A 15,378-nucleotide genomic window follows, 5' to 3' on the forward strand; every position below is an offset into this window, starting at 1 on the left:
GCCGCAAGGGTTGCGGCGGGTGCAGGCAACCCGTCGCTCGGCTCATCTCATTTCAAATCGATCGATGCTCCTCGCGGCCAGGAGCGATCCCCAAGGTCTGCCGGAGATAAACAGGTAAGCCGTCATCGGTGTCGAATCGAGTTTTCAATGGCAGCAGCGGCAGCGCCGCCTGCAGCCGTTCGAGCTTGATCATATCCTTTTCGGTCGTGATCAATGCCCGTGCTCCGGATGCCTCCGCCCGCCGGCAGATGGCATCGACATCGTTCTGACTGTAGCGATGATGATCCCGGAACCAGGTCTTGCCGGTGACATGCAGGTTCATGCCGTACAGGGTGGTGAAAAACCGATCCGGATGGGCGATGGCGCAGAAGGCGAAGAGGGGCGGCAATGAATCGGCCGTCGGCTTCAGATTGGGTGGGGCTGGGAGATCAGCCGCGATGGTCGAATAATATACCGATTTTCCTTGAAAACGATTGGAAAGTAGTGCGGCGAATCGTTCCGCCCGCCCCCGGTTGCCGTCGTCGACGCCGGTGAGCAGGAAGGCGGTGCAGCGGTGCAGGGCGGCGACCGGTTCCCGCAACTCACCGCCTGGAAATACGCGGCTGTTGCCGGCCAGGGTGGTGGCGTTGAACAGGACCAGGTTGATATCACGGGCGATGGCGAGATGCTGAAAGCCGTCATCGAGGATCAGGATCGTGCTGCGCAGGCGTTCAATCGCATGCCGGCATGGATGCAGACGGGTTTTTCCTGTCAGGACCGGGATTTCCGGGAGCTGCCGGGCGAGCATCGCCGGCTCGTCACCGGCCTGTTCGGCGTTCAGCAGCACCTGGTTGCCGTCGGACACGAGATTGACGGCGTCCCTGGCTGTCCCGCCGTACCCCCGGCTGATGATCGCCGGCCGGTGCCCTGCTGAATGCAGGAACCTGGCGATCCAGGCGACGGTCGGGGTTTTACCGGTACCACCGAGGGTCAGGTTGCCGACCGAGATCACCGGAACGGCGAGACGATGGACGGTGAGGATATTTTTGCGATACAGATTCTGCCGTATCGACATCGCCAGGCTGTACAGCGGGCTGAATGGTCGGCCGATGGCAAAGAGGGTGGAGGGCGATGGTGTCATCGAATGTCGAAATGATTGACGATAAGCATGATGAGGAAGATTTTTCACTTCCAATTTTACGCAATGCTGCGTAATAAAAGACTACTATCATTTTTAACTGGTTTCAGCCCGTTTTTTCACGTTTTCGACAGAAGATCTCGAGCGGGCGGAGGCACCATTCAATCTTTCCGATGGAGGAAAAATGAAACTGATGAGAAGCAAAAAAATCCTTGCGGCAGCAGCAATCATGATGCTGGCTTTCTCGGCTCCTGTAGCCGGCATGGCGGCCGACACCATCAAATTCGGGGTCGCCGGAGCCCACAGCGGCGACCTGGCCTCTTACGGCCTGCCGACAGTCAACGCCGCCAAACTGGTGATCGACCAGGTCAACGCCAAGGGCGGCATCAACGGCAAGAAGATCGAACTGCTGATCGAAGACGATGTCTGCAAGCCCGAAGTCGCCACCAATACCGCTACCAAGCTGGTGTCGCAGGGGGCCGAAGTCGTGCTCGGACATATCTGCTCCGGCGCCACCAAATCAGCCCTGCCGATTTACACCAACGCCAATATTCTCGTCATGTCGCCATCGGCCACCAATCCCGATCTGACCTACAGCGGCGAGTATCCCAATTTCTTCCGTACCATCGCCCCGGATGACATGCAGGCCAAGGTCGATGTCGACTATGCTCTCGACAAGCTCGGCCACACCAAGATCGCGGTTATCCACGACAAGGGTGATTATGGCAAGGGTTTCGCCGAGTTCGCCAAGTCGTTCGTCGAGAAATCCGGCAAGGCCGAAGTCGTTCTGTTCGAAGGCGTCACCCCGGGGGCGGTCGACTACTCGGCCATCGTCCAGAAAATCAAGAAATCCGGGGCCCAGGCCGTCATATTCGGCGGATATCATCCTGAGGCGGCAAAGATTGTCGGCATGATCAAAAAGAAAAGACTGAAGGTCGACTTCCTCTCCGATGACGGCGTCAAGGACGACACCTTCATCAAGGTCGCCGGCGCCGATGCCGAGGGTGTCTACGCCTCGGGACCGAAAGATACGACCGGCAACCCCCTGTCCAAGGCCGCCTTCGCCGAACACAAGAAGGTCTTCAACGCCGATGCCGGCGCCTTCTTTGAAAATGCCTATACCGCAACCTTGGCGATGGTCAATGCCATCGAGAAGGCCGGGTCGACCGATCTGGCGGCGCTGAAGAAGGCCCTGCAGACCGAAAAAGTCGACACCCCGTTGGGAAACATCTATTTTGATGACAAGGGCGATGCCGTTGGTATCGGCTTCTCCGTCTATCAGGTCCAGAACGGCGCTTTCGTCGAGATGAAATAGATTTCTTTCTTTTTGATTCAGAACACCTGGAGCAGGAGAAACGGCCTTTGTGGCCGCCTGCTTCAGGTTCTTTTTTCGTGATCCCGGTATGGATTATTTCATCGAACTGTTCTGCAGCGGGCTGACCCGCGGCGCGATCTACGCCCTTATCGCCCTGGGCTATACGATGGTCTACGGCATCATCGGGCTGATCAACTTCGCTCACGGCGAGATCTATATGATCGGGGCCTTCACTGCGTTCATTGTCGCCACGGTGCTGTCGATCTATGGCTTCCCGCTGCTGGCGATCGTCATACTGGCGGGCTTTGCCGCAGTCATCTGGTCGAGCGCCTACGGCTACACCGTCGAGAAGATCGCCTACCGGCCGCTGCGCCACGCCCCTCGGCTCTCCCCCCTGATCAGTGCCATCGGCATGTCGATCTTCCTGCAGAACTACGTGCTCCTGGCGCAGACCTCCAATTTTCTGCCGTTTCCCGAATTGATCCCCGAGTTCGCCTTCATGGAACCGATAGCCCACATCGTCGGCTCCACCGATATCGTTATCCTGATCACCACCGCCGTCATTATGCTGATCCTCACGATCGTCATCAAGGGAACCAAGGTCGGCAAGGCCATGCGGGCGACTTCACAGGACCGGACGATGGCAATGCTCGTCGGCATCAACGTCAACCGGATCATCTCCGCCACCTTTATCATCGGCTCGGCCCTGGCGGCGGTCGGCGGACTGCTGATCGCCTCCCATATCGGCCAGATCAATTTCTACATCGGCTTTCTGGCCGGGATCAAGGCCTTCACCGCCGCCGTCCTCGGCGGCATCGGCTCGATCCCCGGGGCGGTCCTTGGCGGCCTGGTGCTGGGGCTGACGGAAAGTTTCGCCACCGGCTATGTTTCGAGTGACTATGAAGACGTCTTCGCCTTTTCCCTGCTGGTCCTCATCCTGATCTTCAAGCCGTCCGGCCTGCTCGGCAAGGCGGAAACCAAGAAAGTCTGAGACGGTGGCACTCATGTTGGGTTTCAAAGAGATAAAAAACGGCCTGCTCGTCTCGCTGTGGTTCGTCTTCCTGACCTTCCCGCTGATGGTCGTCAAGGTCGATCCGGTTGAGCGTATCGTCAGGTGGCGCTGGGAAAATTCGCTCTACGTCGCGATCGGGACCTTTGCCGTCTTTCTTCTGGTCAAGATCATCATTCAGCGCCGGAGCAGAAACGCTGCCGTCGACAAAGAGGCCGAACAGAAAAAGGAATCGTTCATCCACCGTGTCCTGGCATCGCCACGGCAGAAATTTACGCTGATCGCGCTCCTGCTGGCCGTGGCCATCGTCTTTCCGCTGTTCTCCTCGTCCTATCAGACCAATGTCATGACCACCGCCCTGATGTATGTCGTTCTCGGCCTTGGCTTGAACATTGTCGTCGGCATGGCCGGTCTGCTCGATCTCGGCTATGTCGCCTTCTACGCCGTCGGCGCCTATTCCTATGCGCTGCTCAATCATCATTTCGATCTCGGCTTCTGGGCGGTGTTGCCGATCGGCGGCGGACTGGCGGCGATCTTCGGCATCCTTCTCGGTTTTCCGGTATTGCGCCTGCGCGGCGATTACCTGGCCATCGTCACTCTCGGTTTCGGCGAGATTATCCGCCTGGTCCTGGAAAACTGGAGTGAATTTTCAAAGGGGCCGAGCGGCATCTCCAATATCTCCCGCCCGGGCCTGTTCGGCATCGAGTTCGGTCTGGACGGAGCAATCATTTATATTTATTACCTGATGATCGTCTTCATGATCGTGACGATCTTCATTGTCAACCGCCTCCAGGATTCACGACTGGGCCGGGCCTGGATCGCCCTGCGGGAAGATGAAATCGCCTGCCAGGCGATGGGGATCGACAAGCGCAAGACCAAACTGGTCGCCTTCTCTCTGGGCGCCTTCTGGGCCGGAATCATCGGCGTGGTCTTCGCCGCCAAGACGACCTTCATCAACCCGGCCAGTTTTACCTTCCTCGAATCCGCCATCATCCTGGCCATCGTCGTTCTCGGCGGCATGGGCTCGATCGTCGGGGTCATCTTCGGCGCCCTGATCCTGATTCTCCTCCCCGAATACCTGCGCGCCCTGTCCGAATACCGGATGCTCGCCTTCGGCGCCATCCTCGTGGCGATGATGGTATTCCGGCCGCAGGGACTGATCTCGAATATCCGCCGAACCTATCATTCCGATAAAAAGTTTCCTTCTCCGACACAGCAATGATGGCTACTCCAATTCTCCAGATCAGCGGTTTGACGATGGATTTCGGCGGGATTCGCGCCCTCAACCGGCTCGATCTCGAGGTCCATGCCGGCGAGATCGTCGCCCTCATCGGGCCGAACGGGGCGGGAAAAACGACCTTTTTCAATTGTCTGACCGGAATTTATACGCCGACGGCGGGAGAAATTCTTCTTACTCCCCCCGGCAGCACGAAAAACGTCAGTCTCAAGGGGCTGAAGCCAAACCATGTGACGGAAAAGGGTCTGGCCAGAACGTTTCAGAATATCCGTCTCTTTTCCCAGATGACGGTGCTGGAAAATGTCATGATCGGCCGCCATTGCCGCACCAAGGCCTTCATCCTCGGGGCGATACTCCGCAATGCCGCGACCCGGCGGGAAGAACGGCAGATTGTCGAGATGAGCTACGCCATTCTCGACAAGGTCGGCCTTGCCCATCTGGCCAATGAATTCGCCAGGAATCTGCCGTACGGGGCCCAGCGGCGGCTCGAAATCGCCCGCGCTCTCGCGACCGAGCCGTTCCTCCTCCTCCTTGACGAACCGGCGGCCGGCATGAACCCCCAGGAGACACAGGAACTTGATCGGTTAATCAAGGAAATCTCCACCGATGGCCACTCCATCCTCCTCATCGAACATGACATGAAGCTGGTCATGAGCCTGTCCGACCGGATCTTCGTGATGGACTACGGCAAGAAGATCGCCCAGGGAAAACCTTCAGAAATTCGTTCAAATCCAGCCGTTATCAAGGCGTATTTAGGTGAAGATGTCGATGCTTAAACTCGAAAACATCCAGGCCGGGTATGGGAATATCCTGGCCATCAAGGATATCGATCTCGAGATCAACGAAGGGGAGATCATCACCCTGATCGGCGCCAATGGGGCAGGGAAGAGCACGACCCTGATGACCATTTCCGGCATCGTGCCGAGCCGCTCCGGCAGAATTCTTTTCGACGATCGGGAGATCCAGCGGAAAGAACCTGATGAAATCGTGCGACTGGGGATCTGCCAGGTACCCGAGGGCCGCCACATCTTCCCGGAACTGACGGTGCAGGAAAATCTCGACATGGGGGCCTTTCTGCGCCGCGATAAAAAGGAGATCAAACGCGACATCGACTACGTCTTTTCTCTCTTTCCGATCCTTGCCGAGCGGCGGGGGCAGGATGGGGGGACGTTGAGCGGCGGTGAGCAGCAGATGCTGGCGATGTCGCGGGCCTTGATGGCCCGGCCGCGGCTGCTCCTTCTCGATGAGCCTTCGATGGGTCTGGCCCCGCTCGTGATCAGACAGATCTTCGAGATCATCAAACAGATCAATGCCGAAAACCGGACCACCATTTTCCTGGTCGAACAGAATGCCAACCAGGCGCTGCATATTGCCCACCGGGGCTATGTCATCGAAAACGGCCGGATCGTATTTTCCGGAAAGGCTGAAGAACTCCTGAAAAACACCGATATCCAGAAGGCCTATCTCGGCATCTGAGTCCCTTGGCAGCATCCCCTGAATGACGTGTTCTCCGGCCAATTGCCGGTAACTGACGGCAAGACTTTGCCGGTCGAAAACTGAGATTATATATAAGTGAACAACGCAATGAAGAATATCAGAGCAGGTGTGATCGGGGTCGGCTATCTCGGTCGATTCCACGCCCAGAAATATGCGGCGATGGACGGGGTCGAACTCGTCGGCGTCGCCGATATCGATCCCCGGCAGGGACAGCGGGTCGCCGAAGAATGCAGGTGTACATACTACGACGACCATCAGGCCCTGTTGCAGGAGGTCGATGCGGTATCGATTGTCGTGCCCACCAGCCTCCATCACCGGATCGCCTCGGACTGTATCGTCGCCGGGGTCGATATCCTGCTCGAAAAGCCGATGACCGTCACCCTCGCCGAGGCCGACGACCTGATTGCCCGCTGTGCCGAGAAAAACCTGGTACTCCAGGTCGGGCACCTCGAGCGCTTCAATCCGGCGATTGTGGCGCTGGAGCCGTATCTCAGCCTGCCGGTCTTCATCGAGAGCAACCGGCTCTCGACCTTCAAGAACCGTGGCGTCGACGTCGACGTCGTCCTCGACCTGATGATCCATGATATCGACATCATCCTCAACATCATCCAGTCGCCGCTGCAGTCGATCCACACCGCCGGGGCGCCGGTGGTGACCGCCACCACCGACATCGCCAACGCCAGGCTGATCTTTGAAAACGGGGCGACCGCCAACGTCACCGCCAGCCGGATTTCGCGCACCAACGTCCGCAAGATGCGGATATTCCAGCCGGGATCCTATATCAACGTTGATTTCGCCCAGAGAAAATTCATGACCATCACCCTGACCGATGAACTGCTCGAATCGGGAATGCCGCGCCAGGATATCCATGTGCATTCGTTTGCGGCCGGCGATGCGTTGCGCAGCGAGATCGAACACTTCATCGGCCATGTCCGCAACCGCACCCGGCCGCTGGTGTCGGGACATGAAGGGCGCCGGGCCCTCGAAGTGGCCCTGCAGGTCATGGCGCAGATCCGGGAACACAAGGATCTCGAGGTCTTCCGCAAAGTCTCTGAAGTCTTTGGGAAACAATGACGATGGAGGTAATGATCGTCGCCGGCGAGGCCTCCGGCGATCTTCATGCCGCCAATCTGCTGCGGGCCATGCAGCGGCAGGATTCCAGTCTCGCCTTCTGTGGCATGGGTGGCAATGAACTGGCGGCCGCCGGCATGGAGATCCTCTTCGACGCGGCGAAGGTTTCCGTCGTCGGCCTTACCGAGGTCTTTTCCCATCTCGGCGATATCATCGCCGCCCAGAGCACCCTGCGCCGCCGGCTGCAACGGCGGCCGCCGGCCCTGCTGATCATCGTCGACCTGCCCGATTTCAACCTGTGGCTGGCAAAAAAAGCCAAAGTCCTCGGCATCCCGGTTTTTTACTACATCACCCCGCAGGTCTGGGCCTGGCGCAGCGGCCGGGTCAAGACTATCGGCGACCGGGTCGACAAGGTCGGGGTGATCCTGCCGTTCGAAGAGCAGTTCTTCCGACAGCGGGGAGTTAATGCCCACTATGTCGGCCACCCCCTGCTTGATTCCGTCAGCGTCAGGATGACGCCGGAACAATTCTGTGCCAAACACGGCATTGCCCCGACAAGCCGACGGATATGCATTCTTCCCGGCAGCAGAAAGCGGGAGATCACCTGTCTGCTGCCGCGCTTTCTCGGGGCGGCACGGCTGCTGCAGCAGGCCGTGGCCGACGATCTGGTGTTCCTGTTGCCGCTCGCCTCGACCGTCAGCGCCCGGGATCTGTACGCCAACGGCCTGGCGGAGGCCGGCGATCTCGATGTCAGGATCATTGCCGATGAACGCTACGAGGTCATGGCCGCCAGTGACATGGCAATGGCCGCCTCCGGCACGGTGACGCTCGAACTGGCGCTGCTCGACGTGCCGATGGTCGTCGCCTACCGATTTTCACCGCTGACCTATCGTCTCGGTCGCCTGCTGGTCAGGCTTCACCATTTTTCACTCGTCAATCTCATCGCCGGCCATGAGGTCGTGCCGGAACTGCTGCAGGATCAGGTGGAACCGGAACCCATTGCCGGGCTGCTGCAGCGGTTGCTCGACGATGACGGCTACCGGCAGGGTATGATGTGCGGTCTGGCGGACGTCAGGAGGAGTCTCGGCGAGCACGGGGCATCGGAGCGGGCCGCCCGGCTGGCCCTGACCATGCTGCAGGAAGGAATGCAAAATGGATGATGAACTGTTCGACGACGGCGAACCCGTCGAGGTGGAGATCAACGGGGTCCTCGATCTGCACGCCTTCTCTCCCAGGGATATCAAGCACCTGGTTCCCGACTATCTCGAGCTGTGCCATGCCGCCGGAATACTCCAGGTGCGGATCATCCACGGCAAGGGGATCGGCAACCTCAGGCGGACGGTGCATGCCATCCTCGCCGCCCACCCACTGGTCAAAAGCTACCGGTTGGCAGGTGCCGAGGCCGGGTCCTGGGGAGCGACCCTGGTCGATCTGCTGGATCGCAGCTGAGCACATTTGCCGACCCGTCATTGTCGAGGGAGTAGCGGCGCTGCCGGCCGGTGAAGGGGCAGATGAAGGCCAGCGACCAGGCGACCAGCTGCAGTTCGGCGCTGTCATTGCCGGCGCCATAGCGGCGGTCGCCGACCAGGGGGTGGCCGAGCGAGCTCAGATGACGGCGGATCTGGTGATACCTGCCGGTCTCGAGGACGATATCGACCCGGCTCGTCCCCCGCTCCGCGCAGATCTCCTGCACCGTCACCACGGTGCGGGAGGTCTTGCCGTCGAGCGGGGCGTCACAGACCATGACCTCTCCGACAGGACCGAGGATGCCGTGAATCTCGGCCCGGTATCTCTTTTCGATCTCCCGCGTCTGAAACATACGCGAAAGGGCAGCGGCGGCCGACCGGCCATGGGCCAGCAACACCAGGCCGCGCGCCTCCCGGTCAAGGCGGTGGAGAAGACGGGCGGCCGCCCCGATCTCCTTGAGTTTTTCCGCATGACGGAGCAGGGAACAGTGGTCGCCGAAACGGCTGCCCTGACTGAGAAGGCCTGCCGGCTTGTACCAGACGCTGTAGTACCGTTCGGCGGCCAGCAGGAGCGGTGGGGGCGGAGCGAGGGCGAGAATCGCCGGATCGTAGTACAGGGCGAGGTGGTCACCAGCACGCAGGGCAACGGCGGCCTTACGGATACGCCGTTCTTTGCTGCCGGAGCGCTGCAGCCACACGGCCCCCTTGGCCATCGCCTCCTTGACCGCGGTCTTCGACAGACCTGTCGCCGCCGCCAACAGGTCAGGAGCGGTGGCGGTCGTCTCGGCGACCGTCAGCCGTGCAATAATGGGCGCCGGATTATTTGCCAAAGCTGCAGGCAGGGTAATGACAGGTCGGACAGTTGCGGCACAGGCCGCCGTGACCGAGGGCCGCCAGTTCCCGCCGCCCGATCGGTTCGCCGGTCAGGATCCGCGGCAGCACGAGATCGAGGACGGTGATCTTGTGATACATGCCGCAGGCGGGAACGCCGAGAACCGGCACGTCACCGATCCGGCCGGTGAAGAACATCGCCCCCGGCAGCACCGGGCTGCCGTAGGCGGTGTCGACAGCCCCGGCGGCGAGTATGCCGGTCCGGGTGACATCGTCGGGGTCGACCGACATGCCGCCGCTGGTGACGATGAGGTCGGCGCCGCCTGCCAGCGCCCGGTTGATCGCCGCGGTAATGGCAGCCGGATCGTCGGGGGCGAACTCCACCGACTGAACGGTCGAACCGAACTGGTCGAGTTTCCGGCGCAGCACCTCCTCGAAGCGGTCCTTGATCCGGCCGTAGTAGATCTCGCTGCCGGTGATCACCAGCCCACAGCGAGCCTGCCGCAGCGGCAGGACCTGGAGCACATGGCCGTCCCGGCCGGCGATCGCCGCCGCCTGGTCGACGACGGCGCGCAGACCGACGAGTGGAATGAGGCGGGTTCCGGCAATGATATCCCCCTCTTTGACCGGGGTGTTGTCATGCAGAGTCGCACACATGACCTCACCGAGGAGGTTGAACTGGAACAGGGTTTCGATGTTGACCCGCAGCAGTCCGTCCCGGGCCGCAGCGAGGGTGATTTTACCCTCGTCGGGGGCGGCATTCAACCGCACCCCCCGGCCGGCCAGGGCCTGGGCAAGGATGGCGGCCGCCTCGTTCTCGTGGATTTCGTCGGCTGTAAGCGACAGAATATAGATATGATCCTTGCCCAACCTTTTGAGGTGGGGAATGTCCTCGGCACGGATGATATGGCCTTTCTTGAAGGCGCTTTTCTTGTGGCTGTCCCGGACTATTTCAGTGATGTCATGAGGCAGGACCATGCCGACGGAATCCTCAACGGGGACTGTTTTCATCATTTCAGCAACCGCCTTACCTGAATCGATCAGAGACAGCCGTCGGCCAGGCCGACGGGCAGGATGTTCTTGACATCGTAGATGACGGCATTGCCGCGGCAGAGTCGGCGGAAATCGGCGGCCTGCATGGCCACGAACTGCCGATGGGCGACGGCGACGACAATGCCGTCATAGCTCTGCTCTGACAGCGTGTCTGTCAGTCTGATCCGATATTCCCGCAGGGCCTCCGTGCCATTGACCCACGGGTCATGGACGTCGACGGCCATGCCGTACTCCTCCAGTTCGCCGATAATGTCGATGACCCTGGTGTTGCGCAGGTCCGGGCAGTTCTCCTTGAAGGACAGGCCGAGCACCAGAACCCTGGCCTTCGAGGTGTCGATCCCCTTGCGCGACATCAACTTGATCATCGACGCCGCGATATGGTGCCCCATATTGTCGTTGACTCGTCGTCCGGCAAGGATCATATCCGGGTGGAAGCCGACCTCCTGGGCCTTGTGGGTGAGATAGTAGGGGTCGACGCCGATGCAGTGGCCGCCGACCAGCCCCGGCTGGAACGGCAGAAAATTCCATTTGGTTCCTGCTGCCTGCAGCACTTCACGGGTGTTGATGTTCAGACGATCGAAAATGAGGGCGAGCTCATTGACCAGGGCGATATTGACGTCGCGCTGGGTGTTTTCGATGACCTTGGCCGCCTCGGCGACCTTGATCGAACTGGCAGGGAAGGTGCCGGCGGTGACAATCGTTCCGTACAGTCGGTCAACGAAGTCGGCGATTGCCGGCGTCGATCCGGAGGTGATTTTGACGATATTGGGGAGCCGGTGTTTTTTGTCCCCCGGATTGATCCTCTCCGGGCTGTAACCGCAGTAAAAATCCGTATTGAAGACCAAACCGGAGATCTGCTCCAGCACCGGCACGCAGACCTCCTCCGTCGCCCCGGGATACACGGTCGATTCATAAACGACGACATCACCTTTTTTCAGCACCGAGCCGACGGTTCTCGAGGCGCCGACCAGCGGTTGGAGATTGGGGCGTTTCGAGGCATCGATCGGTGTCGGCACCGCCACGATAAAGACATTGCAGCCGGCGATCGCCGCCGGATCGGTCGTGTAGCGCAGGTACGGACAGGCGCGAAGCTCGTCCTCGCCGACCTCCAGTGTCGAGTCCCGCCCCTCCGCCAGTTCGGCGATGCGGGCGGTGTTGAGATCGAAACCCATTGTGTCGAAGTATTTTCCAAATTCAACGGCCAGCGGCAGCCCGACATAACCGAGGCCGATGACGGCAATCCGTGTCTGTTCGCGTGAAAGCATGGTAATTTCCGGTAAAGGGATGACGGTAACGGCAAAAAATCAGCAAAATACCGAGATGATGTTCAATGGTCTAGCCGGCACTTCAGAAAAAGTCAAACCCCTCGTGTCTGCTCGGGCCAGATGAGGGTATGCAGCTGCAGCTGCAGCCGGACGGGCAGGCGGTCCTGAAGAACGGCTGCGGCCAGGGCTGCCGGCGTTATCCGGCTGCGAACCGGGGAAAAAAGCACGGGAGCATGGGTCGACAGATCATGTTCGCGTATAAAGTCCCTCGCAAACCGATAATCAAGCAGGCTGCTGACAACAAACTTCACCTCCGTACCATTCGGTCTCTGGGCAGCCCGACGGCGAATCGCGGTCAGATTGTCCGGGAGCCAGGAGGCGGCCATGCCGCTGTCCGGACACTTGACATCGAGGATGACGTGAACACCGGCGGGAAGATCGGCGATCGGCAGGGAACCGTTGGTCTCCAGAAGAACGGTGCGGTTCCTGGCCACCAACCTGTCGAGCAACTGCAGGCTGCCGGCCTGCAATAAAGGCTCGCCGCCGGTCAGTTCGACCATGGTGGCCGGGTATTCATCAACAAAGTCAAGGAGACTGTCGATGGACACCTTGCGTCCGGGTTCCTCGTAGCTGTAGGCGGCGTCACAGTAGCTGCAGCGCAGGTTGCAGCCGGCAAGGCGGATGAACACACAGGGCATCCCGGCGAAGGTCGATTCTCCCTGGATCGAGTAGAACAGCTCCGACACCAGGAGCTGTCCATCACGGACCATAGTAGGTCAGGCCCGAGGAATCCGTTTCGAGGACGGTGACGCTGTACAGTGAGTAGCGGTCATGGGTGAGCGGTCCCTTGAGCTCGCTGAACAGAAATTTGGCGATATTCTCGGACGAGGGGTTGACGTCCTTGAAGATCGCCATGTTGTTGAGATCCCGGTGATCGAGTTTATCGATTGCCACTTTAACGATATTTTTCAATATCTTGAAGTCAATTCCCATGCCGAGCTCGTCGAGTTCGGTGGCGCGGACCGCAACTTCGACCTTCCAGTTATGACCGTGCGGATTTTCGCATTCTCCGGGATAATCGCGCAGATGATGGGCTCCGGCAAAATGGGTCTTGACGAATATGTCGAACATTATGAACTCCTGGGGATTCTAAAGAGATTTATGAAGGGGGTGGTGACCGGTAAAATGTTATGGACAGATGAATGATTGAGCTTTATTTCATAGATTGAACGCGGCACACCGATTGCTTTTCAAGCATCGCAGCCGTGTTGCGTAGTTCAAAAAGAATATAGGTATTTGATTCGCTTTAGTCTAGCAGGAAAGGAGTAAAAGAGCATGGCTTTTATTGCACCGTTGAAGGGGGTCCGTTTCAACACCGACAAGGCCGGGAGGCTGGACGACATCGTCACTCCACCCTATGACGTGATCAGAGAACAATCGGTCGAGGCGTTCCTGTCCAAAACGCCCTACAGCATGGTTCGTCTCGATATCACCAAATCCCCCGGGACCGGGGCTGCCGAGCGCAACAGATATGTGGCGGCGGCAGACCTCTTCAAGCAGTGGCGGGAGGAGGGAATCCTGATCCGTGACCAGGAGGAGGCCCTCTACCTCTATGAAACCAGGTACACCCTGCATTCGGGGAAAAACCTGGTGCGGCGGGGCCTGCTGTGCCTCGTCGGCCTGGCCGAATTTTCGGAAGGAGTCGTCAAGCCTCACGAACATACCTTCGACACGGTCATTGCCGATCGGCTGCAGCTGCTCCAGCACTGCAGCGCCCAGTTCAGCCAGATCTTTTCGCTCTACTCCGACCGCGACAACACGGTCATCACCCTGCTCGAAAGCGCCGACTCGGAGCCCGCCGGATCGGTCACCGATGCAGACGGCTGCGTGCACAGCATCCGCCGGGTCACCGATCCGACGGTCATCCGCCAGGTTCAGCTTTTTTTCAGGGATCAATCGCTGTATATCGCTGACGGTCATCATCGCTATGCCACCGCCCTCGGGTATCGCCGCTACCTGCGCGAGCAGAAGGGGCAGTTGCCGGAGACCCACCCGGCCAACCATATCATGATGTATCTCTGCCCGATGGAGGACCCGGGACTCTCGGTGCTGCCGACCCACCGCCTGCTGTACTGGCCCGGCGTGCTGAATGTGGACGAATTGACCACGCGGCTGCAGCCGGGATTTGATCTTCAGGAGATCCATGCCGGCAGCCGCGAGAGCCTGATCGAGGAGGCCCTGTCGCGGATGGATGAGATAGAGCGGCGGACGAAGGAAAAGTCATCAACGAGTTTCGGCGTGTACCATCCCGGAGAAGATCGCTGTTTCGTCATGACGATGAAAGATCAGGGATATGACCAATTCGAGATCGACGACCCGTGTCTGAAGGATCTCGATGTCGTCGTTTTGTCAGAACTCATCGTTAAGAAGTACTTTGGCCTTGACCACAAACGATGTGAAAACGAGAATCTCATCCACTTTTACAGTGATCCTGATGAAGCTCTCGATACGGCCGTCAAAGACAGTGCCGAAGATGATGACATCACGCCGCTGCTGTTTCTGATGAATCCGACCCGGGTCGAACAGGTCAAGAAGGTGGCCGACGCCAATCACATCATGCCGCATAAATCCACGTATTTCTACCCAAAAATAATGACCGGGCTGCTCTTTTACCAGCTTGTCGACAACGAGGTGATCAACCGTCTTGATTGAGCAGGAACGCCGGCTGGCAACCGATGCCGTCACCCGTGACAGCCTCTTCGACGGCCGTCTGTCATGTCTCCAGCACCGACAGGGGTACCGGTTCTCGGTCGATGCCGTGCTCGTCGCCCATTTCCTTCCGCCGGCGCGGGGAGCCGCCATCCTCGATCTCGGCGCCGGTTGCGGCATCATCGGCCTCATCATGATGTATCGTTGGGGCGAACGGATCAAGGAGTTGACGGCCCTCGAAATCCAATCACGTCTGGCCGACCTTGCCCGACGCAACTTTGAGGCAAACGCCTTCCAGGACAAATGCCGCGTCGTCGAAGGCGACCTGCGGCAGATCACCGCCATTCTTGCGCCGGAATCCTGCTCCCAGGTGGTCTGCAACCCACCTTTCTACCGGCACGGGTCGGGGAGAAGAAGCGTCAACCAGGAAACCCTCGCCGCCAGGCATCAGATCCTGTGTGGACTCGACCAGATTATCGGCGCCGCCGCGTTCGCCCTGAAAACCGGAGGCAGCCTGGTGCTGATCTATCCGGCGGAGGGCCTGGCCGAACTGACGGTCGCCCTTGCCACGAGTAAGCTTGAGATCAAACGGCTGCAATGCGTCTACAGTTATCCCGATCCGGAAGCGCCGGCGCGGCTGGTTCTGATCCAGGCGGTCAAAAGGGCCGGCAAGGGAGGACGGATCCTGGCGCCATGGTATATCTATACGCAAAAACATGGCGGTTATAGCGAGGAAATGCGACAACTGTATCAGGACCGTGACAACGATCCGGGCCTGAACCCAAGGCCTGCGACGGGGAAAAAATAG

General features: G+C 59.4%; 16 protein-coding genes. 10 read left to right on the forward strand and 6 right to left on the reverse strand.

Going from position 1 to position 15,378, the window contains the following annotated elements; translation table 11 throughout:
* Positions 1-52: 52 nt before the first annotated feature.
* Positions 53-1,120: a tetraacyldisaccharide 4'-kinase gene (gene lpxK, locus HNQ81_RS00895; RefSeq protein WP_183347358.1), complete on the reverse strand. Its 1,068-nt coding sequence runs from the start codon at positions 1,118-1,120 to the stop codon at positions 53-55.
* 181 nt (positions 1,121-1,301) lie between these two features.
* On the opposite strand from lpxK, the gene HNQ81_RS00900 reads away from it, so the two are divergent.
* From HNQ81_RS00900 to HNQ81_RS00935, 8 genes are all read left to right on the forward strand, one after another.
* Positions 1,302-2,432 (forward strand): branched-chain amino acid ABC transporter substrate-binding protein, encoded by a 1,131-nt coding sequence (locus HNQ81_RS00900; protein WP_183347359.1) that lies wholly within the window; start codon positions 1,302-1,304, stop codon positions 2,430-2,432.
* An 88-nt stretch (positions 2,433-2,520) separates the two neighbouring features.
* Entirely contained in the window at positions 2,521-3,423 is a 903-nt protein-coding gene (locus HNQ81_RS00905; protein WP_183347360.1) for a branched-chain amino acid ABC transporter permease, read from the forward strand.
* 13 nt (positions 3,424-3,436) lie between these two features.
* Entirely contained in the window at positions 3,437-4,663 is a 1,227-nt protein-coding gene (locus tag HNQ81_RS00910) for an ABC transporter permease subunit (protein WP_183347361.1), read from the forward strand.
* Positions 4,663-5,454 carry an ABC transporter ATP-binding protein gene (locus tag HNQ81_RS00915; RefSeq protein WP_183347953.1) on the forward strand — a complete coding sequence of 264 codons (792 nt, stop codon included), beginning with the start codon at positions 4,663-4,665 and terminating at the stop codon, positions 5,452-5,454. The genes HNQ81_RS00910 and HNQ81_RS00915 overlap by 1 nt, the downstream gene beginning before the upstream one ends.
* Positions 5,447-6,154 carry an ABC transporter ATP-binding protein gene (locus HNQ81_RS00920; RefSeq protein ID WP_183347362.1) on the forward strand — a complete coding sequence of 236 codons (708 nt, stop codon included), beginning with the start codon at positions 5,447-5,449 and terminating at the stop codon, positions 6,152-6,154. The genes HNQ81_RS00915 and HNQ81_RS00920 overlap by 8 nt, the downstream gene beginning before the upstream one ends.
* Before the next feature lie 108 nt (positions 6,155-6,262).
* Positions 6,263-7,249, forward strand: coding sequence for a Gfo/Idh/MocA family protein (locus HNQ81_RS00925; protein WP_183347364.1), 987 nt, complete (start codon positions 6,263-6,265; stop codon positions 7,247-7,249).
* Entirely contained in the window at positions 7,246-8,406 is a 1,161-nt protein-coding gene (gene lpxB, locus HNQ81_RS00930) for a lipid-A-disaccharide synthase (protein ID WP_183347366.1), read from the forward strand. Before HNQ81_RS00925 ends, lpxB begins: the two co-directional genes overlap by 4 nt.
* Positions 8,399-8,695 carry a Smr/MutS family protein gene (locus tag HNQ81_RS00935; protein ID WP_183347368.1) on the forward strand — a complete coding sequence of 99 codons (297 nt, stop codon included), beginning with the start codon at positions 8,399-8,401 and terminating at the stop codon, positions 8,693-8,695. The genes lpxB and HNQ81_RS00935 overlap by 8 nt, the downstream gene beginning before the upstream one ends.
* Here HNQ81_RS00935 and HNQ81_RS00940 read toward each other — a convergent pair.
* The 5 genes from HNQ81_RS00940 to queD form a co-directional block, all read right to left on the reverse strand.
* On the reverse strand, positions 8,619-9,542 hold the full coding sequence (locus HNQ81_RS00940) for an RluA family pseudouridine synthase (RefSeq protein ID WP_205240135.1): 924 nt from the start codon (positions 9,540-9,542) through the stop codon (positions 8,619-8,621). The two genes, HNQ81_RS00935 and HNQ81_RS00940, sit on opposite strands and share 77 nt — an antisense overlap.
* Positions 9,532-10,557, reverse strand: coding sequence for a molybdopterin-binding protein (locus tag HNQ81_RS00945; protein WP_183347370.1), 1,026 nt, complete (start codon positions 10,555-10,557; stop codon positions 9,532-9,534). The genes HNQ81_RS00940 and HNQ81_RS00945 overlap by 11 nt, the downstream gene beginning before the upstream one ends.
* A gap of 26 nt (positions 10,558-10,583) precedes the next feature.
* The gene (gene tviB / locus HNQ81_RS00950) at positions 10,584-11,861 is read right to left on the reverse strand and encodes a Vi polysaccharide biosynthesis UDP-N-acetylglucosamine C-6 dehydrogenase TviB (protein WP_183347372.1); all 1,278 of its coding nucleotides are present in this window, start codon (positions 11,859-11,861) and stop codon (positions 10,584-10,586) included.
* Between the two features lie 92 nt (positions 11,862-11,953).
* Entirely contained in the window at positions 11,954-12,607 is a 654-nt protein-coding gene (locus HNQ81_RS00955) for a radical SAM protein (RefSeq protein WP_205240134.1), read from the reverse strand.
* A gap of 13 nt (positions 12,608-12,620) precedes the next feature.
* On the reverse strand, positions 12,621-12,992 hold the full coding sequence (queD, locus tag HNQ81_RS00960; protein WP_183347376.1) for a 6-carboxytetrahydropterin synthase QueD: 372 nt from the start codon (positions 12,990-12,992) through the stop codon (positions 12,621-12,623).
* A 204-nt stretch (positions 12,993-13,196) separates the two neighbouring features.
* Between queD and HNQ81_RS00965 the strand changes: the two genes are divergently transcribed.
* Both HNQ81_RS00965 and HNQ81_RS00970 read left to right on the forward strand, forming a co-directional pair.
* Positions 13,197-14,573 carry a DUF1015 domain-containing protein gene (locus HNQ81_RS00965; RefSeq protein ID WP_183347378.1) on the forward strand — a complete coding sequence of 459 codons (1,377 nt, stop codon included), beginning with the start codon at positions 13,197-13,199 and terminating at the stop codon, positions 14,571-14,573.
* Positions 14,566-15,378 carry a tRNA1(Val) (adenine(37)-N6)-methyltransferase gene (locus HNQ81_RS00970; RefSeq protein WP_183347380.1) on the forward strand — a complete coding sequence of 271 codons (813 nt, stop codon included), beginning with the start codon at positions 14,566-14,568 and terminating at the stop codon, positions 15,376-15,378. The genes HNQ81_RS00965 and HNQ81_RS00970 overlap by 8 nt, the downstream gene beginning before the upstream one ends.

This window comes from Desulfoprunum benzoelyticum (assembly GCF_014201505.1).
GTDB classification, from domain to species: Bacteria; Desulfobacterota; Desulfobulbia; order Desulfobulbales; family Desulfocapsaceae; genus Desulfoprunum; species Desulfoprunum benzoelyticum.

Bases quoted from the DNA above. Each gene is read 5' to 3' on its own strand.
- lpxK (WP_183347358.1), bottom strand. From the start codon at position 1,120: ATGACACCATCGCCCTCCACCCTCTTTGCCATCGGCCGACCATTCAGC.
- HNQ81_RS00900 (WP_183347359.1), top strand. From the start codon at position 1,302: ATGAAACTGATGAGAAGCAAAAAAATCCTTGCGGCAGCAGCAATCATG.
- HNQ81_RS00905 (WP_183347360.1), top strand. From the start codon at position 2,521: ATGGATTATTTCATCGAACTGTTCTGCAGCGGGCTGACCCGCGGCGCG.
- HNQ81_RS00910 (WP_183347361.1), top strand. From the start codon at position 3,437: ATGTTGGGTTTCAAAGAGATAAAAAACGGCCTGCTCGTCTCGCTGTGG.
- HNQ81_RS00915 (WP_183347953.1), top strand. From the start codon at position 4,663: ATGGCTACTCCAATTCTCCAGATCAGCGGTTTGACGATGGATTTCGGC.
- HNQ81_RS00920 (WP_183347362.1), top strand. From the start codon at position 5,447: ATGCTTAAACTCGAAAACATCCAGGCCGGGTATGGGAATATCCTGGCC.
- HNQ81_RS00925 (WP_183347364.1), top strand. From the start codon at position 6,263: ATGAAGAATATCAGAGCAGGTGTGATCGGGGTCGGCTATCTCGGTCGA.
- lpxB (WP_183347366.1), top strand. From the start codon at position 7,246: ATGACGATGGAGGTAATGATCGTCGCCGGCGAGGCCTCCGGCGATCTT.
- HNQ81_RS00935 (WP_183347368.1), top strand. From the start codon at position 8,399: ATGGATGATGAACTGTTCGACGACGGCGAACCCGTCGAGGTGGAGATC.
- HNQ81_RS00945 (WP_183347370.1), bottom strand. From the start codon at position 10,557: ATGATGAAAACAGTCCCCGTTGAGGATTCCGTCGGCATGGTCCTGCCT.
- tviB (WP_183347372.1), bottom strand. From the start codon at position 11,861: ATGCTTTCACGCGAACAGACACGGATTGCCGTCATCGGCCTCGGTTAT.
- queD (WP_183347376.1), bottom strand. From the start codon at position 12,992: ATGTTCGACATATTCGTCAAGACCCATTTTGCCGGAGCCCATCATCTG.
- HNQ81_RS00965 (WP_183347378.1), top strand. From the start codon at position 13,197: ATGGCTTTTATTGCACCGTTGAAGGGGGTCCGTTTCAACACCGACAAG.